Origin of the sequence: Paenibacillus sp. FSL H7-0756, assembly GCF_038006765.1 — a bacterium.
Taxonomy (GTDB): Bacteria; Bacillota; Bacilli; order Paenibacillales; family Paenibacillaceae; genus Paenibacillus_AQ.
The window spans coordinates 589,879-611,796 of sequence record NZ_JBBOVT010000001.1; the positions used below are offsets into that span (position 1 = coordinate 589,879).

The 21,918-nt window shown below is 51.6% G+C and carries 20 protein-coding genes; 9 read left to right on the forward strand and 11 right to left on the reverse strand.

From position 1 onward, the window contains the following. Nucleotides 1-2: 2 nt before the first annotated feature. Both NST04_RS02505 and NST04_RS02510 read right to left on the reverse strand, forming a co-directional pair. A complete protein-coding gene (locus tag NST04_RS02505; protein ID WP_341183052.1) occupies nt 3-1,268 on the reverse strand; it encodes a class I SAM-dependent methyltransferase in 1,266 nt (421 codons plus the stop codon). Nucleotides 1,269-1,536: 268 nt separating this feature from the next. Next, nucleotides 1,537-2,334, reverse strand: a complete 798-nt coding sequence (locus NST04_RS02510) for a nucleotidyltransferase domain-containing protein (RefSeq protein ID WP_341183053.1) — start codon at nt 2,332-2,334, stop codon at nt 1,537-1,539. A gap of 176 nt (nt 2,335-2,510) precedes the next feature. Between NST04_RS02510 and NST04_RS02515 the strand changes: the two genes are divergently transcribed. Then, nucleotides 2,511-3,824: a helix-turn-helix transcriptional regulator gene (locus NST04_RS02515; protein WP_341183054.1), complete on the forward strand. Its 1,314-nt coding sequence runs from the start codon at nt 2,511-2,513 to the stop codon at nt 3,822-3,824. After that, the gene (locus NST04_RS02520; RefSeq protein ID WP_341183055.1) at nt 3,811-4,611 is read left to right on the forward strand and encodes a WYL domain-containing protein; all 801 of its coding nucleotides are present in this window, start codon (nt 3,811-3,813) and stop codon (nt 4,609-4,611) included. Before NST04_RS02515 ends, NST04_RS02520 begins: the two co-directional genes overlap by 14 nt. Nucleotides 4,612-4,669: 58 nt before the next feature. Here the strand turns inward: NST04_RS02520 and NST04_RS02525 are convergent, their stop codons facing one another. Continuing rightward, the gene (locus tag NST04_RS02525; RefSeq protein ID WP_341183056.1) at nt 4,670-4,936 is read right to left on the reverse strand and encodes a DUF6809 family protein; all 267 of its coding nucleotides are present in this window, start codon (nt 4,934-4,936) and stop codon (nt 4,670-4,672) included. A gap of 162 nt (nt 4,937-5,098) precedes the next feature. Here NST04_RS02525 and NST04_RS02530 point away from each other — a divergent pair, with 162 nt between their 5' ends. Further along, nucleotides 5,099-5,326, forward strand: coding sequence for a helix-turn-helix domain-containing protein (locus NST04_RS02530; protein WP_341183057.1), 228 nt, complete (start codon nt 5,099-5,101; stop codon nt 5,324-5,326). 34 nt (nt 5,327-5,360) lie between these two features. Further along, nucleotides 5,361-5,576: a hypothetical protein gene (locus NST04_RS02535; RefSeq protein ID WP_341183058.1), complete on the forward strand. Its 216-nt coding sequence runs from the start codon at nt 5,361-5,363 to the stop codon at nt 5,574-5,576. Between the two features lie 112 nt (nt 5,577-5,688). On the opposite strand, the gene NST04_RS02540 is transcribed toward NST04_RS02535, so the two are convergent. The 3 genes from NST04_RS02540 to NST04_RS02550 all read right to left on the reverse strand — a co-directional run bounded on the left by NST04_RS02540 (nt 5,689) and on the right by NST04_RS02550 (nt 9,309). Further along, nucleotides 5,689-7,836, reverse strand: coding sequence for a pectate lyase family protein (locus tag NST04_RS02540; protein ID WP_341183059.1), 2,148 nt, complete (start codon nt 7,834-7,836; stop codon nt 5,689-5,691). A 308-nt stretch (nt 7,837-8,144) separates the two neighbouring features. Beyond that, nucleotides 8,145-8,540, reverse strand: coding sequence for a DUF948 domain-containing protein (locus tag NST04_RS02545; RefSeq protein WP_341183060.1), 396 nt, complete (start codon nt 8,538-8,540; stop codon nt 8,145-8,147). Between the two features lie 64 nt (nt 8,541-8,604). Next, nucleotides 8,605-9,309, reverse strand: a complete 705-nt coding sequence (locus tag NST04_RS02550) for a TVP38/TMEM64 family protein (protein WP_341183061.1) — start codon at nt 9,307-9,309, stop codon at nt 8,605-8,607. A gap of 176 nt (nt 9,310-9,485) precedes the next feature. Between NST04_RS02550 and NST04_RS02555 the strand changes: the two genes are divergently transcribed. Genes NST04_RS02555 through NST04_RS02565 form a run of 3 tightly spaced genes read left to right on the forward strand, consistent with a single transcriptional unit; the run spans nt 9,486 to nt 12,072 of the window. Then, nucleotides 9,486-10,193: a response regulator transcription factor gene (locus tag NST04_RS02555; protein ID WP_341183062.1), complete on the forward strand. Its 708-nt coding sequence runs from the start codon at nt 9,486-9,488 to the stop codon at nt 10,191-10,193. Nucleotides 10,194-10,200: 7 nt separating this feature from the next. Then, complete coding sequence (locus NST04_RS02560; protein WP_341183063.1) at nt 10,201-11,517, forward strand: HAMP domain-containing sensor histidine kinase; 1,317 nt, start codon at nt 10,201-10,203, stop codon at nt 11,515-11,517. Between the two features lie 12 nt (nt 11,518-11,529). After that, on the forward strand, nt 11,530-12,072 hold the full coding sequence (locus tag NST04_RS02565; RefSeq protein ID WP_341183064.1) for a GNAT family N-acetyltransferase: 543 nt from the start codon (nt 11,530-11,532) through the stop codon (nt 12,070-12,072). A 67-nt stretch (nt 12,073-12,139) separates the two neighbouring features. Here the strand turns inward: NST04_RS02565 and NST04_RS02570 are convergent, their stop codons facing one another. After that, nucleotides 12,140-12,493 (reverse strand): nitrous oxide-stimulated promoter family protein, encoded by a 354-nt coding sequence (locus NST04_RS02570; RefSeq protein WP_341183065.1) that lies wholly within the window; start codon nt 12,491-12,493, stop codon nt 12,140-12,142. Between the two features lie 106 nt (nt 12,494-12,599). On the opposite strand from NST04_RS02570, the gene NST04_RS02575 reads away from it, so the two are divergent. Together NST04_RS02575 and NST04_RS02580 are read left to right on the forward strand one after the other, a co-directional pair. Beyond that, complete coding sequence (locus NST04_RS02575; protein ID WP_341183066.1) at nt 12,600-12,863, forward strand: AbrB/MazE/SpoVT family DNA-binding domain-containing protein; 264 nt, start codon at nt 12,600-12,602, stop codon at nt 12,861-12,863. Then, complete coding sequence (locus NST04_RS02580; protein ID WP_341183067.1) at nt 12,860-13,279, forward strand: type II toxin-antitoxin system death-on-curing family toxin; 420 nt, start codon at nt 12,860-12,862, stop codon at nt 13,277-13,279. Before NST04_RS02575 ends, NST04_RS02580 begins: the two co-directional genes overlap by 4 nt. Nucleotides 13,280-13,363: 84 nt before the next feature. On the opposite strand, the gene NST04_RS02585 is transcribed toward NST04_RS02580, so the two are convergent. The 4 genes from NST04_RS02585 to NST04_RS02600 form a co-directional block, all read right to left on the reverse strand. Continuing rightward, complete coding sequence (locus NST04_RS02585) at nt 13,364-14,680, reverse strand: BaiN/RdsA family NAD(P)/FAD-dependent oxidoreductase (protein ID WP_341183068.1); 1,317 nt, start codon at nt 14,678-14,680, stop codon at nt 13,364-13,366. A 31-nt stretch (nt 14,681-14,711) separates the two neighbouring features. After that, nucleotides 14,712-16,019: an aminoacetone oxidase family FAD-binding enzyme gene (locus tag NST04_RS02590; RefSeq protein ID WP_341183069.1), complete on the reverse strand. Its 1,308-nt coding sequence runs from the start codon at nt 16,017-16,019 to the stop codon at nt 14,712-14,714. Nucleotides 16,020-16,223: 204 nt separating this feature from the next. Beyond that, nucleotides 16,224-20,759, reverse strand: coding sequence for a polysaccharide lyase family 8 super-sandwich domain-containing protein (locus tag NST04_RS02595; protein WP_341183070.1), 4,536 nt, complete (start codon nt 20,757-20,759; stop codon nt 16,224-16,226). Nucleotides 20,760-20,850: 91 nt separating this feature from the next. Then, on the reverse strand, nt 20,851-21,897 hold the full coding sequence (locus NST04_RS02600; RefSeq protein WP_341183071.1) for a glycoside hydrolase family 130 protein: 1,047 nt from the start codon (nt 21,895-21,897) through the stop codon (nt 20,851-20,853). Nucleotides 21,898-21,918 lie beyond the last annotated feature (21 nt).

The window sequence follows — 21,918 nt, forward strand, 5'->3', positions numbered from 1 at the left end:
GTCTAACCCTCCTGTCTGCGCACAATTGCGCTCTGTGTGGTGCGGATCTCGCCCACCCGGTCGCCCACGAGCGAGAATTCGGCTTCTACGCCCAGCCCTTGCAGGGCGGCCGTCAGCCACTCCTGGAACGCCGCCTGGCCTTTTTCCCACTTGTGATCTTCATGCCGGAAGCCTTCCAGCTCATAGTAAGGATTGAAGTCCGCATTCGGCGTAGTCACAATAAGCTGCCCGAAATCCACATGGCGGATGATCTGCCGGATCAGCGCAGCCGCTTCCGTCTCACTCATATGCTCCACCACCTCGGTCAGAATGACATCCACCTGCTCTCCGTTGTAGAGCTCCAGGAAATGCTCCAGCGAGCGGAAGGTGACGATGTTGTCGAGCTCCTTGGCCTTTGCCTTCCGGTTCACAACCTCCAGCAGCTCCTCGTTGATGTCCACCGCATAATAAGCGCCCTCAATCTTCCCGGCATACGGAATGGCGTAAAAGCCTTCCCCGCAGCCGATATCCAGAATAGGCTTATCAAACGGAAGCACACCCGAGATGAACGTCCGCCGCTGCATCGCCGTGCTGCCATACTCCAGACCGATCGGGTACAGATCCGTTTGCTCGACCGCCGCCTTATACCGCTTGAACTGCTCCCGGGTCTTCAGGAGATTTCGGGCGAATAGGCTGCGGATGTAGAAGGGGGCATCCATCACATTCAGACTGCGGATATATTTGTCCAGAATCCGGTCCGAAATATCGATATACTCATCCCCAAAGATAGATAAGAACAATGACAGCACACTGACCACATGCAGGAGGTGATATAAGCTTAGCTGCGTAGTAATGGTCAGGGAATAGCTCTTATGCGCCTGGTGTTCCAGGGTGAACGTATAATCCTTCAGATGCTGCTCGAAGAACCGGATATAATGCAGCCGCTCGACATGAATCATCTGGATGGTAAAAGAGTGCTCATACCCCTCCGCATCCCGTTCATCCCGCGCCTTGAAAGGTGCAGTGAAGAACTCATTCACCGCATTCAGCGGGAATAACGGAGTGTTATAGCGGGAGACATTGAGGTACTCGAAGCTCTCGCCTTCGTTCTTTTTATAGGAGACCTCATTGTCAGCGTCCTTAAAATACACATTATAGGTAGCCTCATCCGAATACCAGCCGTAAGCGATACCCTGGCGGACCGGGCGAAGCTGCATGCCGCTCTGCGGATTCTTTTTAATGATGAAGCTCAGCTGCGGGTTCGTTGATCTCAGTTGTACAATAGCCATGATTGTCTTCCTCCTGTCGGTCGTTCTTTATCAGCCAAGCCTAACTTAAAGTTAAGTCGTCACTACAGAGAAGTTTTGGACTTCCGGCCGCTGTTGTCTGCAGATTTCTAGATTTATACCGCTTTTCGCGGTGGAAATCCGCAGACAGCTGATGCTTCCGAAGTGAGCTTTCCTACGGAAAGCTTTCAGGCGGTCGCTAACGCTCCTCCAGTTCCAAAATTCCCCTCCGCCACTTTTCCCTTAACTCAAATTATTTAGTTCAATCTATTTAGTTTAAATTCAACCCCCACACTTCCTGCAAAGCATCCCGGAACAGAGCATCAAGCTGCCCATTCCGATTGTCCGTCCTAGCACTGAGATATGCCGCCGCTGTCTGCTCCAGCGCTTGCAGCTGCTCCTCCAAATACTCGTTAATCGCACTCAGCCGCGGCTCCAGGTCCAGCTCTTCTCCCGACTTCTTCCGGTCCAGCAAATGCTGCACAACCTGCCACAGCTCACTATCCCTTGGAATCAGCCGGTCCACCAGCACCTCGAACTCCATCGGCGGCATCTCCCCGTACAGGTGAATCCACTCACAGGCCAGCACCGGGCGCAGCACGTAGAAATATTTTTTGATCTTGACCTGCTCCCCTTGGAGGTAATCCCGGTAGTTGCCTTTGGCCATATTCAGATAATGGTACATACAGGATTTCGGCGAAAAGGTATACGGTGAGATCCTCCTGAGCTGCTCCGCCATACTGAACTTCTCAGCATACTGGATCGGGGACTGCAGCCACTCCAGCAGCGGCGGGTTGGATTTATGGAACAGCTTCAGCGCTTTGCGCAGATCCCAGCCGCTAATATCCAGCATTTTGTTAATAGGACGCTCTATGACATCCCGCGCATCCCAGATTGATAAGTACCACTCTGGCCGATGCACATAAATGAACCGCACATCATAATCACTGTCCTGCGAGGGGAATCCCCACGCCCGGCTGCCTGACTCACAGGCATAGAGGATCGTCACTTGCTCCTCTTGTTCAATCTGCTTCAATTGCTCATGAATGAGCGTATTTATAGGGTTCATGCCATCCCTCCGTTCCAAGTCGGTTTCGCTGGCTTTATCTTCCCTCATTTTGCCAATGTGGAACAGGGTGTAAGTATGGCGGCGGACAAAAATCTTCCATTTCATGCAACTCTGGTGCTTAATAGAGGTATTAACTATTACAACTCATGAATGCGTTACAGGCTGGAGGGTTACATATGGCCAAGGAAAGCTTCGATAAAGAAATACAGTTTCTCCGTATGCTGTCACTAGCCGGGGGCGCTTACAGCAGGCAGCAATTCGCCGAGCGGCTCGGCATTTCCGTACATACTTATGACAAAACGCTGCGCAATCTCAAAGAGATGGTAACCGTCCTGCAGCAGGATCTGACCGCCGAACAAGGCACCGAGCTATCCGATTGGCTTCGCTATAATTACTATGAATCTGCCGATCCGCTGCTCCTGTTCCTTTTCCGGGCCAAATCGCTGAAGGAGACCGAGAGCATCCGGCTGACACTGTTGTTAACTGCACTTCAGAGCGAGGAGTTGACGGCCAAGGAGCTGCACGACGGCTGCTGTGACCAGATGCCTGCCGATTCGCCGCTGCCGGACGAGAAGACCATCCGGGGAGACCTGAAATACCTGGAGGAGGTCGGCGTGATTGTAAGAGTGAATGACAAGCGCCCTTACCGTTACAAAGCCGCCAACGATCTGCTGGACCAGTTGACGGATGACGAGCTGCTCGACCTGTTCGATTATGTAGATGTCATTGCCAATACGCAGATTCCGTCTGTCCAAGGCTACTTGCTGCGTGACACCTTGAAGAAGGCGCTGCGGATAAGGGGCATTCTTCCCGAAGCCACAGAGACCCACCGCTACAAATACCATTACCATTCACGGATTCTGGATGAAGCGCATCTCTATACGATTTTCGGGGCGGTTCAGCAGCGCCGGAGAATCAAATTCCTCTATCTGTCGCCCAAAAAAGGCATGAACTACACCTCCCAGAATACCAACCCCCTCTTCGAGAGGGAATCGGCAGGGATTACGGACAGCCTTCTTCCGCTGCGTGTCGTCTACGATCATCAGTATGGGCGCTGGTATCTGATCGGCTATCATAGCCGGACGGGGATCAAGAAGCTGCGGATGGACGGCCTGACCCAGGTTGAAGAGGGCGAGCCTGTAGAAGAAGAGGAGTTCGCGCAGAGACTTCAGCAATTGGGGGCTCAGCTGGAGTATAGCTGGGTGACGGATACCAACCGTACAGTTAAGGTGGCCGTCCGATTCTATAATCCCAGCCGGTCCGGCGCTAACTTCATCCGGGAGCGGGTGGAGGCGCAAGGGCAGTGGGGAACCATTACGGAGGAATCCGATACGACCTTCCTGTACGAGATTATGGTAAACGAGATTTTTGAGATCAAGCCGTGGCTGCGAAGCTTCGGCTCCAGCTGCGAGATTCTGGAGCCCCGCTGGCTGCGCAAGCAGTTCATGGAGGAATGGAAGGAGATTAAGAGCTACTATGAATCCCTTTGAGAAAATATTCAACTTCCAGATCATCTCCCGCCTGGAGGAAGCAGGCTCCCTGGCGCTGACCTCGCAGGAGCGTTCCTGGCTGAGGACGATGCTGGGGCATCCGGCGGCGGCTGAAGCTTTTTCAATGGAGACCTTACGTAAACTGAATTTCCTGCTGGAGGCCGAAGCTTCTATTGAAGTAAGAGAGATCATTATCGAGAAAGCCCGCAGCAAGGAACGCCAGGTCTATCATCCGCTGCTCCGCCCCCTGCGCCGCATCATCATGGAGAATCAGGGAATTCAGATCACGTATGCGATCAAGCATGGCGGGGAACGGACCGATCCGTCCGGCTTCCCTCACAAGCTGGAGTACAATATGTATAAGCGGGAGTGGTATTTGCAGTGGTACAGCACCCGGCAGCGCTCACTCATGTCCACCAAGCTGCGGAACATCGTGTCTGCCGAACCTGCTCCCATCCCCGCCCACCGGATAGATGGCCTCAAGGCCCGGATTGCCCGGCTCCTGGACGGTCTGAGAGAATCCGCCTGCATTCAGGTCATTCCGGTCTACAATGCCGAGCTGTCGCGGATCTTGGCCACCTTCTCCTGCTTCGATAAGTCCGTGGCCTTCGATGAAGCTACGGGGATCTACCACATCACCGTCCACTACATGAGGGACGACAGCGAGTTCCTGCTCTCCCGCATCCGCTTCCTGGGCCTGCGCGTGAAGATCACCCAGGGCGAGCAGCTCAAGCAGCGTATGCTGAAGTCGGCGGAGATGGCGGTGGGGCGGTATGGGGAGGGATAACCCGCTATTGAAGAGCAAAGCTGTTTGTTTTTAACATAGAACCACTTACCCAGGTCTCTTACTCTACCAGCACTTCTATCATCGTCATAGCACCGACCTTGAACCCTGACACAAATGCAGCCGTCATATCCATTCCCTGCACTTGTGAATATAGCTCCAATAAAGACTCCAGTTCCTCGAACTCGCTCACGGACAGCTTCTGCTTCCAAGCTTCGAGAGATTCGGTGATCTGACCATTAAGCGGACGATAATTGGGGTCCTTGGAGATTATATCTTCACTAGGAAATAGACTACCATGATATAGCGATTCGAGAATGTTGGGCATTGGGCCTCCTTTATAAGCTACATTATAGATTTATGATATACATCAGCGTAGCATAATTACAGAGGAAACTCGGTACGCACATGCGTGCCAATCTTAAATTATTTACGGTGAGCTTAGCTGTGTACAGCCGATAACAAATGCTCAGGATAAGGTGGAATTGCAGTGGGGAAAAATATTGTAGTGAAAATATCTGAATTGACTGCTCAGCATAAGATTTCGATGCGGGAGTTGTCCCGAATATCCAGGGTCCGGCACGCCGCATTAAGCGAACTAGCCAATGGTAAGCGAGAAAGCATTAGCTTCAGTCATATCGTTAGAATTGCAGAAGCTCTAGATATTCAGGACATACGAGAGATTATTGATTTGGTTGACAGTAAAGAAAGTAATTGATTTTACATCTAAAGAATAAAAAAGGGGGATATTTGTGAGTAAAGTCGTGCTTTTAATTTCAAGTGTCGTTTTAGGTGTGCTTGTGATGGTATCACCAGGATTTATCACAGGGCATACCTTTAGTTCAACACAATACCAAGGGAACCTCTATGTTGCTGAGTTTGTGGTAAGAAGTTTGGCATTAATTATTGGATTAGTTGTTATATATGATGGAATTAAATCCTTTTTTAAAAATCATGTTACTACATAATACGAAGTTTAAAAGTGTATAGTAAATCACTAATAGAGTAAAAGAATAGAGTAAAAGGCGACCCCTACAGGTCGCCTTAATTCGGTTCGGTTCAGCGAAAGAAATCCCCTATTTATTCCACCACCACATAATACAAATTAGCCGTACTATCCTTCGTAATCGTATGCGCGCCAGCCGCAAGGGAGACGGTAGCTATGCCGTTCGTGATTGGATAGCTTGTCCCATCCACCTTAATCTTGGTTCCCTCGGAGTTGAAGACTAACGTTAGCGTTGAGGCCTTGGCGGCGGTGAACTGGATGCTGGTGGTGCTCTCGATTTTCAGACATTGGGTCAGGGTCAGGCCGTTGTAGAGTACCGTTCCCTTGCTGGTGGAGAGGTTGCCTTGAATGGTGAAGAAGCTGCTTGATGTGCCGGATGTTGTAAAATTGTGAACCGCCGCTCCCGGAGCAGGCGTTGCTGTTGGCACAGGCGTTACCGTTGGCACTGGTGTTGCTGTCGGTACCGGCGTCGCTGTTGGCACCGGTGTTGCCGTTGGCGCAGGTGTCGCTGTTGGTGCAGGTGTCGGTCCTACCGGGCCGGAATTGCCTCCCACAGACACCAGTCCTGAGGTGTAGCTTCGGATGGCCGACATTAACGGCGCGTTGAGGGCATAGGAGGTGTCGTCTACAGCGTTATTAAAAGTCCAGCTGAAATCCCCGCCCCCTTGACGTCCCGCTCCCGCTGTCACTTTCTGTTGTACTGCGCTTACGCTATCCACCGCAGCTGCGCTGACGCCTGTATCCACGCTCGTATCGAAGTTGTTATATGCTGTTCCGCCGACAAGTGCTTTGTACGAGCCGGGAACGGCTTCGCTTCTTGATGAGGCCAGGTAAGCATCGTGAGAGGCTGCATTTGCCGGAGCAGTTCCGGTATTGGAGTTCGCATAGATAAGGCCGGACGCACCCGTAATACTGTTATTGTAGGCCTTAATCATCCCGCCAGTCTCCCCGGAGAATGTGCCTTCGCCCAGTGCATCCGTACCCTGCTGGGAGCTCAGCATCGGATATTTAGCGTTACGGAACACATTACTTTCCACGAAGGCAGAAGAGCCAGTCGTCACGCCTACACCGTATTTGGATACGCCGTCATAGAAGTTATTATACACATGGACCGAAGCTACTCTGATCCGCGGGTGGCGGGAGTCGGAATGATCGAACCAGTTATGGTGGAAGGTGACGAAGAATTCGGCGGATTCGCTCAGTCCGACGAGAGCCGCTTTGCCGGAATCGAAATAGTGGTTATACGAGATGGTAATATAGCTGGAGCCTTTTTTGAGGTCCGTAGAGCCATCTCCTTTGACCTGGTCAGCGTCACTTCCCGCTGATCCGTAGAAAATATCATTATTATGCACCCACACATTCGCGTTGCCTGTATCCATGGAAATGCCGTCATCCGGGAATAACATCACACCCAGGTTCCTTACCTCTACATTCCCGGTATACCTGAGCAGCATTCCCCAGCCGTAGGCATACGCATCTTTTCCTATTCCTTCGAGGGTAATGTTCATTTCCGTATAATTGTTTTTGCCTTTGAGCTCAAGATATCCGCTGCTGTTCAGCTGTCCGCTGAGGTCGGCGGCTGTCACCTTTCCGATCAGCCGGATGGCGAGCGGGGTGGTGTCATAGCCTTTTTGCCGGAGAGCGAGAATGCTGCCAAGCCCTGTCCCCGTCTGCACTGTACCTGAGCTGCTGACCACTACGGGAAGCGTTACGGTCTGCGCGTTCTGAGAGGTGATATACAGCACCTGTGCGCCGCTTCTCAGCGTTCCATTGTCATTATAAGCACCAGAGCCTGTACCATAAGGTGATGCTGTGGAAAAAGAAAACCCCGACCGGTCATACGCCGCTACAGTCAGCGTTCCCGTAACCGCACTTGCCGTCCCCCCGCCGGACAGCACAGCTTCGACTTTCATCACATAATTACCAGCGGCCAATCCTACGGCATCTGCTCTCCAGTAGGAGGCATATCTGCGGATTAATTCATTATGGAGCTGCTGATACTGGGAATCTGCTGCACTTGCAGCCTTGACATATACCTTATACCCTGACGCATTACTGACTGGTGACCACTCCACAAATGCCGCTTCATTTCCGCCCCCACTGCCTGTTACCGTAAGTCCCGCAGCATGTACCACCGCAGTCCCCCACCCGCTGAATAGCAGAGTGAGTCCAAGAGTGAACAACAAAGTCATACTGGTTACCTTTGCAACGATTCTTTTCATAGATTGGCCTCCCGATTTAGGTTGTTGCAGATATTATTGTAACCGCTTGCAAGTTACCGTGGAATTTCTGTTCTGCCCTCCTCTTATCCCGGCTGATCCGAACCCTTGAAGTAGACGGAAATGAACCTGTCGGATATCCCGAGCATAGCAGAGAGCCAAATAGTGTCGAAACAATCATTTGCTCAGTTCACCTGCAATTATGCGCTATTATGAGAAAATGATTATTTTGCAGCGTAATGATAACTACATACAAAAAGACACCCGCCCGGGGTGCCTGGAACTGACGCTTCTTATCAATGATACAAAGGTTACTGAAACTTCGTATTGACGCGGATCTGGCCGCTTTTGCTTTTGACGGAAGCCGTGGGTTTCTCAGGCTCCTGGTTCAAGCTTTGGCCGATGTCGGTAGCGTTCTTCTTGAAGGTCTCGGTCACCGTCTGAATGACTTCGCCCACATTGTGCGCAGATTCAAAGATCGGATCAATGGTCTTGATCTTCCCCTTCACATCCCGGGTGACCTGATTCGCCGTGTGTATGAGCTGAGTCGCCTCTCCCGTCAATCCATGGATGGCATTTCTCACCTCGCCCAGCGTCTTGTTGGTCTCCCCGAGCGTGGTCATTCCCTTGCGCAGCGTAAGAATCACGAATATCACCAGTCCAACAAAAGCAACCGCAGCCAAAGCAACACTAAGTTGGATAACCATATGCAACGCCTCCTGTAGTTCCACTCTATGTCCAAGTTACAGACATCATTCCTAGATGTTGAGGCTACGACCCGCTTTTGCCGCCTTTGAAGGAAGATAATTTGTCAATCAGCTTGTCCTTATAGATTAATCCCAAGATAAAGGCTATGACTGAAATAACGGAGATGACGATGGTGGGGCCATAATTCTTATCATAAATATTAGCCCCAACGCTCACGGAGGCCAGCAGCCACGGGAATCTGGCAAAGAGCAGGATCATAAAGAATCTTAGGGGCTTCATCGTCGTCAATCCCGCGGCATAGATGAACATATCCTTGGGGAATCCGGGAATAATGAAAACAATGAACAGGAAGATTGAGAATTTCTTATTATCCATCATCCCCCGCATCCACTTGAACTTATCCTTCTGCAGCAGCCGCTCAATGAAAGACCCGCCCAGGAATCTGGTGAAATAGAAGGCAATCACCGCCCCCAGCATCATCCCCCCAGTCACGTAGACCGCCCCTAGCGTTGTTCCATAGATGTATCCCCCGGCAATTTGAACGACCTCTCCCGGTATGGGCGCGATCACCGTCTGGAGAATCTGGAAGAGAACCAGCATAACCGGCCCTAGCTTTCCTGTAGAAAGGATATAGTCCCGGAAGGCATCCAGCGACATCGTCAGGCGCAGAAGCTCCGGCAGGTATCTGATGAATATGATCGTAGTTACAAGGCCTGCGCAAGCGAGGAGAACCTTGCTGACCCGCTTTTTGTGTAATAACCCATCCATTTCGAATCCCTCTCTTCACTGGCTTATGATAGTACCAGCTTAGGTAAATATTCTTAAGATCCGGGCATGGAATTCCTTAAGAATTCTTAAGTCGCCTGTCATCCGGTGGTTTAAACGCAATGGACAATCTATAATGTAAGCACGACGAGTACCCGGGAAAGGAGAGGGATGGAAGAATGATGAATCCTGCGAAAACCATACTTATAGCGGATGACAACCACGAGATCCGGGAGATTGTCCGGGTGCTGCTGGAGAGCGAGCAATACCGTGTCATTGAGGCTGTAGACGGTGAAGATGCCGTGAATAAAGTAGACGATACCATCGATCTGATTATTCTCGATATTATGATGCCCCGGAAATCGGGCTTCAAGGCTTGCGTGGAGATTCGTGAGATGACCAGTGCGCCTATTCTTTTCCTGACAGCTAAGACTCAAGACTCTGACAAAACGCTCGCCTTCTCGGCCGGAAGTGACGACTACCTGTCCAAGCCCTTTTCCTACACCGAATTGGTGTCCCGGGTGAAGGCCTTACTTAGGCGGTATTATGTATACAAAGGCAAGGAGGATACCTCCGCCCCCTCAGATGTGATCACCTTCAACGGACTAAGCATTAATCCTGCTGTTAACGAGGTCATGATGAATGGGAAGGAGCTGACCCTAACCGAAATTGAGTACAAGCTACTGGCGCTGATGGCCGGCAACCGCAATAAGATTTTCTCGGCGCAGAATCTGTATGAGAGTGTGTGGGGCGAGCCTTACTTTTACAGCTGCAACAATACGGTGATGGTTCATATCCGCAATCTGCGGATGAAGCTGGAGAAGGACCCGCAGAATCCCAAGTTCATCCGAACCGTCTGGGGAAAGGGGTACCGGATTGAATCATAAGCTACGGTTGAGCAGGCTGAAACTGAAATTAATTCTGTGCCTGATCGGTTCGTTCGTGGCTTCTGCAGGATTATTCCTGCTGCTGCAGTCCACAGGCGAAGATCTGCTGGAGCATTACCGGACCAGAAGCTCGTTCATTCACAAGCAAGAAGAGCACGCCCTTCCGGCACTTCAAGCATATATCTCCGGGCAGCATCTTTCGCTTAAGGATGACGCTAAGATAGCCGCATGGGTCCGAGACGCCAAGTACGTGAATCTCTATCTCTATAAGGACAACCAATTCCTCTACTCTACGGACGGGTATACGATCAAGACCGAGAATACGAGGTTTCTGCCCGACCCTAACATTTTCAGCAAATCCCAGTATTCCACGGTTACCTTTGCGGATACGGCTGCTCAGGTGTATATGGAGTATTTTTTTGAATACAAGTACTACAACCTCATTACGATTCTCGGTGTGATTCTGTCGTTCATCTTCTTCATCGTCCTGGTTCTGTTCTTCATCAACAAGAAGACCTCTTATATTGGCGTGCTGGAGAAGGAGATTAAAATTCTGGAGGGCGGGAATCTGGACTATCCGATTACTCTCAAGGGGAAGGATGAGCTGTCGTCGCTGGCCCAGAGCATCAATGAGATGAGGAAGTCATTCATCGAGCGTCTGGAGAGCGAGGAGCAGGCCAGATTGGCCAACAGCGAGCTGGTCACTGCCATGTCCCACGATCTGCGGACACCGCTCACCGCATTGGTCGGCTACCTGGACATCATCGAATACAAGAAGTATCAGGATCAGGAAGCGTTAGCGAAATACATTCATAACAGCAGGGAAAAAGCCTATCAGATTAAGCATCTGTCCGATAAGCTATTCGAGTACTTCACCGTGTATAACACAGAGGAGAATGACCTGGAGTTCGAGTCCTACGATGGGATTCAGCTGATGGATCAGTTAATCGATGAGCAGTCGATGCTGCTGGAGAATCACGGCTTCCAGGTAGCATGGGAGCCGTCCCCTGTCCCTTTCCGCGTGGAGCTTCACCTGATCTCCTTCAGGCGGGTATTCGATAATCTTTTCTCCAACATTACGAAGTATGCCGATACATCTGCGCCCGTCACTACTGCGTATAGGATTGAAGGCCGCTGGCTGTTGATGGATATCACGAATGTTATTAAAAGGGAGGCCCAGGAAATCCATAGCACCGGGATCGGCCTCAAGACCTGCCACAAAATCATCAGCCAGCATAAGGGCGAAATCACTTTTACAAGCACTGGCGGCAGGTATTCCGTTCACATCCGTTTGCCGGTAAATACCACGCCCACCCAACCTTAAGGAGGAACCATCATGCAAGACATCAGTACTGACCGATTAATCATCAGAAACTTCCGGGAGGCAGATGCACCGGGGATGCTGGAGTACCTAGCGAATCCGCGGGTAAACTGCTTCCTTAGCGAACGCCTCTCCACGTTAGAAGAAGCCATCGCGGACGCCAGCAAACGGAGTCAGGACGACTCCCATCTGGCCGTCACGCTGAAGGAGACCGGGGCGATTATTGGCGATCTGTTCTGCATGAAAGAGGAGCCTGATACCTACAGCGTAGGGTGGCACTTCAATCCGGCCTACGAAGGCGTCGGCTATGCCAGTGAAAGCGCCCGTGCGCTGCTGCGCTACCTTTTCCTGGAGCAGGAAGCCAGACGCATCTATGCCTATGTCGAGGACGACAACTCCAGATCGCAGAAGCTCTGCGAGAAGCTGGGCATGCGCAGGGAGGGCTGCTTCCTCGAATTCATCTCCTTCACCACGAACGAAGACGGAACGCCGAAGTATGAGAATACCCAGCAATTCGCTATATTGAAGCGGGAATGGCTGGGGTTGGAGAATGTGTAACCACGAACAGCCAAGGCGCAGGGCCATCCTGTTCCTTGACTGTTTTTAACTGGAATGGGCTTACCGGCTATCGTGACAACGTTTTTTTTAACTTCTCCGGTATGGGGATATGCCTTATGGATTCTATCGGATGATACAGCAGCATCCATGGTCCTGAGAAACGCATCACGTGTTTGATTTCTTGGCGGTAAGCCGGTGCATAGCAATGAATTGGACACTTCGCACAAGCGGTCTTCGCCTCTCCAAATTTGCAATAGGAGAGTCTTTTCATAACATACTCATCCAAGCTCCGGCATTCCCCGCAGATCTCTTTCTCATGATGTTTTTTCTTGCAATAGATACGGATCATTTTTGAAGCAATTATTTTTTCTTTGTGGATGATAGGGCCATCGTTCAGTGGCTTCTCAGCCTGTCTGCTCATATAATAAGGCCTCCTTGACTTAACAGTTGCTTAGCATATTTACGTTAATCCATCTATAATGTATAATTGTTATAACAGTTAAATATAATATTGAGGAGGACTTCTAATGAATAGGGTGGTTGAAATGGAACGAAAAGTCACTAAATTCGGAAACAGCTTAGGTATAACAATGACTGATGCACTCAAGCAAATAGGGCTGGATCAAGGGGATACCGTTCTTATCGATATAAACCAGTCTACTGGAGAAATTATTATAAAAAAGTCAACAAAGGTATCGCTTCCTCATGGAATCAGTGAAAATTTCATGGATTCTTTGGCAGATGTTATTAATCAATACGATCAGACCTTACATGGTCTCAAAGACAGATGATTCAAACCCGTTATTTATCCGTCCAAGAAGTCATAGCCATTAATCTCGCAATGATTCAACGCTATAGTCCAGGTGAACAAGTTGGTGTCAAAGAGCCGGGACTGCTCGAATCTGCTGTCCTTCGCCCACAATCTTCAGCTTTTGAAGAAGATGCTTACCCCACCATTTTTGAAAAAGCAGCCGCTTTGTTCGAGTCACTGGGTCAAAATCATCCGTTTCACAATGCAAATAAACGCACTGCTTTCACAGCACTTGTTATTTTCCTACGCTATAATGACTTGTTCTTTAATATGGATGTCAAAAAAGCAGAAGACTTTACTGTTGATATGGTTAACCATAAATATGAACTTCAAGCATTAACTAAACTTATTAAAGCACACTGTGTCGCTGGAAAAACACAAAAAAGCGAACATTAAAGTACGCTTTTGAGGTACTCCATATGGGGCCGCCGGGAGACACCCCTACGGGTGTCTTCGCTATTGCATCTATCCTCTATCCCTCTACGTGGTCCGGGCACGCCGTTCAGCAAGCGCCATCGCGGCGGCATATCCGGAGCTCCAGGCCCATTGCAGGTTATAGCCGCCGCAATCGCCGTCTACATCCATCACCTCACCGGCTAAATAGAGCCCAGGCACCAGCTTAGATTCCAGCGTTCCTTCGACCAGCTCCGTAGTATCGATGCCACCGGCAGTGGTTTGGGCGTTCGTGAAGCTGTTGGTATCGGTGATTTTAAATTCCCAACGCTTCAATAGTTTATAGAATATTTTCTTGGTTTTCCAGGATAGATCCTGACACAGCAGATGCAGCTGTTGATCAATTCCAGCTTCTTTCAGCAGCACAGGAATCAGTTTCTTGCTGACGATACCGACGAAGGCATCGGCAACTGTTCGGTGTCCGAAGATCCCCCAGTGGATCTCCAGGAAATCAATTAACTCTTCCTCCGTGCGCTCCGGCATCAAATCGACCGACAGGGTCACGGATTCTCCTATGCCGAGATTATACGCAGCCTTTCTGCTTAGCTGAAGGATAGGCGGGCCCGAGATCCCATAGTCCGTAAAAAGAATCTCGCCAGACTCCGTGCGGATGACTTCATTGTTTACGATAACATGTGCCTCTCCCTCAAATTTGATGCCCGACAGTTCCTTCAAATACGGATAATCCAGCTTCAATTGTACAATGCCTGGCACCGGGTGGATCATGGTATGTCCCAGACGCTGGACAAGCGTATAACCGGAGCCGTCTGTTCCTGTTTTGGGAGCGGTAAGGCCGCCGGTACATAGAAAAAGATAGTCGCTGGTATATACTACCTGTTCCTCTGTCTCCGTCTTGCAGGTTATCGCGAACCGGGGATGTCCCGCCGAAACGGCCACATCGAGCACTTTATGTTTATAATATACGGGAACATTCCGATCCTCCAGCGCCAGCTTAAACACACCCGGCACCGAAGCCGCCTGCAGCGACATCGGATACATCCGGCCATTCTCCAAGCTCATAAAAGGAAGCCCGAGCGAAGAGAAAAATTCGATCGTCTGGCGGACACCGAATTGCCGCAGTACATGTATTGGGAAGCCTGCCTGATTGCTGTGATACTTGACGGATAAAGCGGCTGCTTCATCCGTACCGGTGGCGGTGGATTGGTTCGTAATGTTGCAACGCCCATTACCCGTCGTTATAATTTTCTTCCCGAGCCGGTCATTGCTTTCAATAATGGCTGTATCAATACCTTGATCCCTCGCTGTAACTGCAGCCATTAGACCTGCAGCACCCCCACCGATAATGAACAGCTCGTGGTGCTTAGAAGTCTGATCCTTATACATGTTAATTGATGCATCCCTTTTCCTAATAAATTTATTGAATGGACTTAGCTATCGCCATGGCGGCCACATATCCGGAACTCCAGGCCCATTGCAGGTTATAGCCGCCGAAATCTCCGTCCACATCCATCACTTCGCCGGCCAAATACAGCCCGGGCACCCGCTTGGATTCCAGCGTTCCCCGGGTAAGTTCGGACGTATCAATGCCGCCGGCTGTCACCTGCGCATTCGTAAAGCCATTGGTATCCGTCACTTTGAATTCCCAACGCTTCAAGAGCCGATAAAAATTCTCTTTAATTCTCGTCGGAAGGTTCTGGCAAAGAAGCTGTGGCTGTTGATCTAAGCCCGTCTCCTTAAGCAGGACAGTAACAAGCTTCTTGTTGAAGATACCCACGAGGGAATCCGCCACGGTCCGGTGCCCAAAGCTCTCCCAGAGCTTTTCCAGAAACTCTACTAGCTCTTCCTCCGAGCGGCCCGGCATCAGATCCACCGATAGTTTCACCTGTTCTCCTCTTGCCAGATGATACGCAGCCTTCCTGCTTAGCTGGAGAATGGGCGGACCGGTAATTCCATAGTCTGTGAAGGCCAGCTCACCCTGTTCACTGCCGATGACTTTACCCTTTACAATGATATGAGCTTGTCCCTGAGATTTGATACTGGACAGAGCCCTCATATTCGGATATTGCAGCTTCAATTGCACAATGGCCGGAAAAGGCTCAATCAGGGTGTGCCCCAGACGTTCGGCAAGGGTATAACCGGGAGGTTCTTTTCCTGCATTGGGACCGGTGTTGCCACCCGTAGACAGAAGCAGATAGTCGCTGGTATAAACAACCTCTTCCTCTGTCTCCGTTTGGCATTTTATCGTGAAGCGCGGATGGTCCGCCGAGACAGTAACATCCACCACTTTATTCTTAAGGTATACGGGAACATTCCGATCCTCTAGCGCCAGCTGGAAAATATCCAGTACCGCCGCTGCCTGCAGCGACATCGGATACATCAAGCCCCCCTTCAGTCTTGTAAGCGGAAGCCCAAGAAAGGAGAAAAAATCAATCGTCTGGCTGACGCCGTATTGCTGCACTACCGCAAGCGGAAATCCGGATTGATTACTGTGATACTTGCGCGATAAAGCGGCTGCTTCATCCTCAGCTGTCACAGTGGATTCATTCGTAATGTTGCAGCGGCCATCGCCTGTCGTTAAGATCTTCTTGCCAATCCGGTCGTTACTCTCCAGAATGGCAGTATCGATCCCCATATCACTCGCAGTAACAGCGGCCATTAGTCCGGCTGCACCTGCGCCGATAATAAAGAGCTTGTGGTGCGTAGAAGTCTGATTCTCATACATGGTTGGTCAATGCATCCTTTATCCAATTTTCTCTAAGCACAAAAACAGTTATTTAAATTATAGCATAAGTGTACTGGTTTTCACTGATCTCCTTATGATCATAGCCGATTAGATGGCCAAAAATACAAAGCAGCGATTCCCTATTAACAGGAGAATCGCTGCTTTGCTGTGTTCTAATGTATACAAATGAAAGGTTAGCTTTATTTACTTAGCTGCCAGCATTCTGAGCAGAACTGTGACGGTCTCTGCCCGTGTTGCGGCAGCTTTCGGGAAGAAGTTGTTGTTGCCCTTACCCTGCATCAATCCTGACTTCTTCATCTCGGCTGCTGCTCCAACTGCCCAGGCCGGGATATCGCGGTCATCCGCGAATCCAGCGGAATGCGCAGCGGGAGCAAGGCGTAATGCTCTTGCCAGCATGACAGCCATTTCCGCTCTGGTTACAGGCGCATCCGGGCGGAAATTGCTGTTGTTATCCCCTTGGATGATTCCCAGGTCTACCGCTTGCCCAATGGCTGCCTTAGCCCACGAACCAATACGGTCACTGTCCTTGAAGGATAACGCTGCTTCTGTGTTCTGAAGCTTCAGTGCCTTTGCCAGCATCACCGTGAATTCAGCACGGGTCACGTTACGGTTAGGCTGGAACGAGCCGTTCGGATAACCTGTAATGATGCCCTGCCGGACAGCTTCCCGGATACTGGCTTCGGCCCAATGGCCGGCAATATCTGTGAGGGATGGACCAGTCACCGGAGGAGTAACCGGGGATTGCGGGCTCTCATCCGGCTCACCCAATGTTCCAACAATAACCGGCGGCACTGGTACTGTCGGTGTCACTGGCGCTTCGCCTCCGGGATCGCCGCCGTTTCCGCCGCCCGAACGCTCGTTAACCGAGACGTTAATTCTTCCTGTAATGGACGGATACGCACTCAAAGCTGCCGTAATCGTCACTTCTCCAGGTGTGGACGGTGCCGTAAAGACCGCGCTGAACCGGCCGTTTGCGTCCGTTACAGCATGAGCAGGCTCAAGGCTGCCCGAGGATGCCACGAGTCCGACTTCAAGTCCGGAGACCGGAAGATTGTCGCTGCCCAAGACGATTCCTGTAATGGATACGTCATTTCCGGTATTCACGGCAGAAGGTGCCGCCTGAAGTTCAATAAGGGCAGGAACTGGTATGGCCTTGCTTACAGAAACGGTAACCTTATTCGTCACGGAAGGATTGTCAGTCAGTACAGCCGTAATGACCACATCCCCGGCTGCGGACGGTGCCGTAAAGACCGTGCTGAACCGGCCGTGCTCATCCGTTACCGCAAGGGCAGGCTCAAAGCTTCCTGATGCTGCCATAAGACTGACCGCAGCGCCTGCTAACGGAAGCTCTTCACCGTCATAGACGGTTCCCGTAACGGACACTTTGTCTCCAGCGGTTACGGAGGCCGGTGTGGCCTCAAGCTCGATCCGGGCAGATACAGGCACGGCCTCTTCTTCTACAGACACGTTAATCGTCCCTGCTACGGATGGACTTGCCGGCAGTACGGCTACAATGGAGACATCTCCAGGGACAGACGGTGCGGTAAATACCGTACTGAACTTGCCGTACACATCTGTAGTAACTTTTGCAGGCTCAAGGCTTCCCTCGGCTGCTGTGAGTTCAACATCTACACCGGATAACGGAAGATTGCCATCGGCGTAGACGGCCCCCATAACGGATACTTTGCCTCCAGGCACCACCGAAGATGGCGTTGCCGCAAGCTCAACCCGGGCAGGAACAGTTTCCTGCGTCTCTGGTCCAAAGACTTTAAATTCCCAGAGCGAGTATCCGTATTTGCTTGCTCTCTGAGTTCCATACATCCGCACATATCTGGCATTCACCGGACCTACGGAGATCTCGTCAATTTCACCGTCTCCGCTGGACGTACTATATACTGTCTTCCAATCCTCCAGCGTATCGGAGACATCGATCCGGTATTCCTTCCCATAGGAGCTTTCCCAATGCAGCATAACCTTGGAAATGGGTTGGCTTGCGCCAAGGTCAACGTAAATCCACTGCGGATCGGCATAGTTAGACCCCCAGCGGGTCGTCAATGAGCCGTCTACCGCATTCTCCACTGATACATCGGCGGCTTTGGACGAGCTTGCTTTTACCGTCATGCCTTCCGCAAGGTTAGGGACAACCGCTTCATAGACATTAAATTCTGCAAGCGAGTAGCCGTCTCCGGTGCCCTGTTGAACGCCCTGCATGCGGACGAATCTGGCACTGGTTTTACCGAAAGAAATGTCGTCGATACCGCCATCCCCCATCGAGGTCGCATAAATATCCTTCCAGGTGGCCGCATCATCAGATACTTGAATTTTATAGCTTCTGCCGTACGCCTTCTCCCAATGCAGTCTAACCTTATTGATCATATATTGATCCTGCAGATCCACATAAATCCATTCATCGTCTGAAGCGTTTGAGCTCCAACTGGAGGTTCTGTACAGATCTGTAGCGTTTGATGCAAATTGCTTGCCCACGCTGGAGGAAGCCACCGCACCTTTACTGTAAGCCAGATCATACCCTCTATCATCGATAGAAGCTCCCTCGCTCAGCGTCATACTCCGGCCGGTAAACGTATCTTTGCCGAGTCTGTACGTGGTTGTGGTCTGTTCTCCGTTCCGGTTCAGCGTTACGTTGACGGTAATTCCCGGCGTTTCGGGATTCGCCACCGAGATGCGGACAGGGTCCGCGGATTCATCCACGATCACCATCGACGGTTTATCCACGGTGACGGTCAGTCCTTCTCTTAGCGTGACTGTACCCGGCTGATAGAACAGCATTTCCGCAATGCCAAGCGAACGGTGCCGGACCGCCTGAACGGACGGCGTATTCGACAGAATTTGGATAGGGCTTGCTTCCGCGTAGCTGCCAACCTCCCCGGCGGTTTTACCCGGCAATACGATGTATTGATAGGAGGCATTGACCGGCTTCACACCGTGATCCAGCCACATCGAGAACACCGGCTTAGTGATGGGCTCCGCAGAACTGCCAGTAACCACATCGCTCCATTTCCCGGTCTTCGTCTCCTGCTTCACCTGGAAATTCGTCTTGTCCGGGAACACGTACCCGGTATGATCGTTATACGCCCAGCGTCCGTTCACCTGCAACGTTTCGTCTGCAACGGCTTTGCCGTCTGCAAGCACATCGCCTACAGCCAGACTCTGATTCAGCGTGGTATGGACCGGAGCGGCATTCGTTGAAGTGATGCCTGCGCCCAGCGCGACCATTTCATCATCGAAGAAGAAGTAGCCCTTTTTCCCGCTGGTACTCAGCTTGTTGAAGTCAAACGCCGTGGCTCCGTACCGCTCATTGGTTACGCCGCCGACAAAGGTCTTCGGGTTGTTGAAGTTATTCTCCTTCGTGAAAACGTAGGGAGCTGTTGTTCCCGGAACATGATTCCAGTTCATCAGAGGGTACACGGTTCTATACTCATCCCCGGTTCTCTGGATAGCCGTGGCGCCTTGCGGAGTCCAGTAGAGCAGGTTGTATCCGCTTGGGTTAATGGTTCTCATTTCGCCGCCCTTGACCGTGCTGGACGACATCTTCACTGTAATTCCGTAATCCTTCCGCATATGAGAGGAGACCAGGGTCTGCCATTGCGTCATATTGTTCGCATCCAGTCCATTGCCCGAGACCGTGCCAATACCCCGGATATTATTCAGGAAAACAGCGAACTCATCCGCCCGCTTCGGGTTAGCCGCCTGCATCCACTCCAGCGGATCTTCATAGAAGGTCAGCGCGGAGCTCTCATAATCCGGCCACTCCGGTCCGTTCATCCCCATGCCCAGATCGGCAACATCGCCTCTCACCAGATACCTGGTTCCATCCAGCACATAAGAGGACAACGAGTCAATGGCCGCCTGGCTGTAAGCGAAGCTTGTGCCCGAGACGACATAAGCCCAGAAGGACATATCTCTCGCGAAGCTTCTTCCGTAGCCCGTGGTATAATTCGTCTTCCCATGCATGAAAAAGGACATGTCCGACTGGATTCCCGTTAGCGTCTCCGTCACCGCCGAGAGCACGTTAAACGCCTCTACAGCGCTGCGGACATTCTGGGCATCCTCCAGTAATAAGCCGCGGATCATATAGTTCTGATTGTACCAGGACGAGTTGGCTCCATCGATTGTATTCGGTTTGCTGTCTAACGTGCCGACAATATTGGCAGCCTGCTCCGCAGTCAGATAGCCTTCGCATAGCAGCGCAATTTTACTAAGCCGCAGTTGCTTCCCGATGCCGGTCTCCCACCAGTTGGTGGAGGTCGGCTTGACCTTGAACCAGTGATCCAGCGCTTTCTGAATACCGGCTAACATGGCTTCATCGTGATAGTAAGGCCCCTTCGGATCTGCAAAAGCCTGGGCCATCGATTGCATCCGGTCCAGCGCAAGGTAAGGCGACCACGCCCGCCCGTTGGCACTGGAGGCCGTACTGGTATAATCTACATCGCTCCAGCTTCCATCCGCTTTTTGAGTCGATAAATAAGTTCCGGCCTGTGATTTAAAAGTCCATTCCACCCGGCCATTGGTTCCGTCATTGATGATGTCCTTGGAGATATAGAAATCCACCACCCGCTGCTTCATCAGCTTCATTTCAGCCAGCTCCTGCGATGAGCTATCCGCCGATACAGGGTAATTGAACCCGAGGGTCGAGATCATCAAACCCACCAGCACGAGACATATCCATCTTTTGATCCTGCTTTGCATCTTACCAGTCATGTACACGCTCCTTCGCTTATCTGCACCAGGTTTTTGTTAGCGCTTTCTAAACTTTAGATTAAAGAAGGCAGCTCCCACTGCCTCCTTCCTCTTACACAAGAGTATCTAATATATCCTGAAGCGGGATGTCCGCCACAGCCATCACTTCATCTGCCGCGCCGTAATACATACGGACTGTCTGGTCCAGCAGCAACGCGCCGCAGGAGAACACGACCTTGCCGAAGAATCCGTTCACCTCATAGGAAGCTTCCGGCTCCAGCACCGGGACACGCGATCTCGCAATGACCCGGGACGGGTCCTCCAGATCCAGCAGCACCGCCCCCATACAGTAGCGGTGGCTGCTGTCCGCACCATGGTACAGCGCCAGCCAGCCCTGCGGCGTGCGGATCGGAACCGCCCCGCCGCCCATGCGGGCCGAGTCCCAGCCCTGTTCGCCGAGTCCCATCAGGAAGCGGTGGTTCCCCCAATGGTCGAGGTCAGGCGATTCCGTGATCCACATCTCGGGCGCGCCGAAGGACTTCGGCACCGGACGATGCAGCGCGTAGTATTTGCCATTGATTTTCTCCGGGAAAATCATAACATCCTTATTCTCGGGAGGCAGCATCAGCCCGCGACGTGTGAAGGTCCGGAAATCGAGGGTCTCCGCCAGCCCGACACCAACACCGCGCGCGGAGGCCGCGCTGTAAGTGATGTAATAGGTGTCCCCGATCTGGGTCACCCGCGGATCTTCGATCCCCCAGGCCTCCAGAGGATGCTCCGGGAACAGGGCCGGCTGCGGCTCGACCTCGAAATGAATGCCATCCCGGCTCCGCGCTACCCGGAGATGGGATAAGGAGGTGAGCATCACCGTCTGTCCATCCTTGGCTACGAAGCGCGAGTCGGCGAAATCATAGCCCGGATCGTTCTTGTCATAACGTTCTACCTGCACCTCCGTCCCTGCTTCATTCAACCGGGGAACGAGCACCTCGTCCGCCCGGTCTGATATTGGCGCTTCGGCAACGCGCAGCAAGAGGATCGTCTCCTCCTGTAACTGCGCCACGCCTGCATTGAACGCGCCCAGCACCCGGAAGTCGGGACGGGAGGGGGCAACATCCCGGGCTTCGATCAGAGGATTATGCGCGCTGCGTATTATTTTCATTGAAAGAACCTCTTTCTGTGT

Excerpts from the sequence above, each read along its gene's own strand:
- NST04_RS02505 (WP_341183052.1), bottom strand. The coding sequence starts at position 1,268 with ATGGCTATTGTACAACTGAGATCAACGAACCCGCAGCTGAGCTTCATC.
- NST04_RS02510 (WP_341183053.1), bottom strand. The coding sequence starts at position 2,334 with ATGAACCCTATAAATACGCTCATTCATGAGCAATTGAAGCAGATTGAA.
- NST04_RS02515 (WP_341183054.1), top strand. The coding sequence starts at position 2,511 with ATGGCCAAGGAAAGCTTCGATAAAGAAATACAGTTTCTCCGTATGCTG.
- NST04_RS02520 (WP_341183055.1), top strand. The coding sequence starts at position 3,811 with ATGAATCCCTTTGAGAAAATATTCAACTTCCAGATCATCTCCCGCCTG.
- NST04_RS02525 (WP_341183056.1), bottom strand. The coding sequence starts at position 4,936 with ATGCCCAACATTCTCGAATCGCTATATCATGGTAGTCTATTTCCTAGT.
- NST04_RS02540 (WP_341183059.1), bottom strand. The coding sequence starts at position 7,836 with ATGAAAAGAATCGTTGCAAAGGTAACCAGTATGACTTTGTTGTTCACT.
- NST04_RS02545 (WP_341183060.1), bottom strand. The coding sequence starts at position 8,540 with ATGGTTATCCAACTTAGTGTTGCTTTGGCTGCGGTTGCTTTTGTTGGA.
- NST04_RS02550 (WP_341183061.1), bottom strand. The coding sequence starts at position 9,309 with ATGGATGGGTTATTACACAAAAAGCGGGTCAGCAAGGTTCTCCTCGCT.
- NST04_RS02555 (WP_341183062.1), top strand. The coding sequence starts at position 9,486 with ATGATGAATCCTGCGAAAACCATACTTATAGCGGATGACAACCACGAG.
- NST04_RS02565 (WP_341183064.1), top strand. The coding sequence starts at position 11,530 with ATGCAAGACATCAGTACTGACCGATTAATCATCAGAAACTTCCGGGAG.
- NST04_RS02570 (WP_341183065.1), bottom strand. The coding sequence starts at position 12,493 with ATGAGCAGACAGGCTGAGAAGCCACTGAACGATGGCCCTATCATCCAC.
- NST04_RS02575 (WP_341183066.1), top strand. The coding sequence starts at position 12,600 with ATGAATAGGGTGGTTGAAATGGAACGAAAAGTCACTAAATTCGGAAAC.
- NST04_RS02580 (WP_341183067.1), top strand. The coding sequence starts at position 12,860 with ATGATTCAAACCCGTTATTTATCCGTCCAAGAAGTCATAGCCATTAAT.
- NST04_RS02585 (WP_341183068.1), bottom strand. The coding sequence starts at position 14,680 with ATGTATAAGGATCAGACTTCTAAGCACCACGAGCTGTTCATTATCGGT.
- NST04_RS02590 (WP_341183069.1), bottom strand. The coding sequence starts at position 16,019 with ATGTATGAGAATCAGACTTCTACGCACCACAAGCTCTTTATTATCGGC.
- NST04_RS02595 (WP_341183070.1), bottom strand. The coding sequence starts at position 20,759 with ATGACTGGTAAGATGCAAAGCAGGATCAAAAGATGGATATGTCTCGTG.
- NST04_RS02600 (WP_341183071.1), bottom strand. The coding sequence starts at position 21,897 with ATGAAAATAATACGCAGCGCGCATAATCCTCTGATCGAAGCCCGGGAT.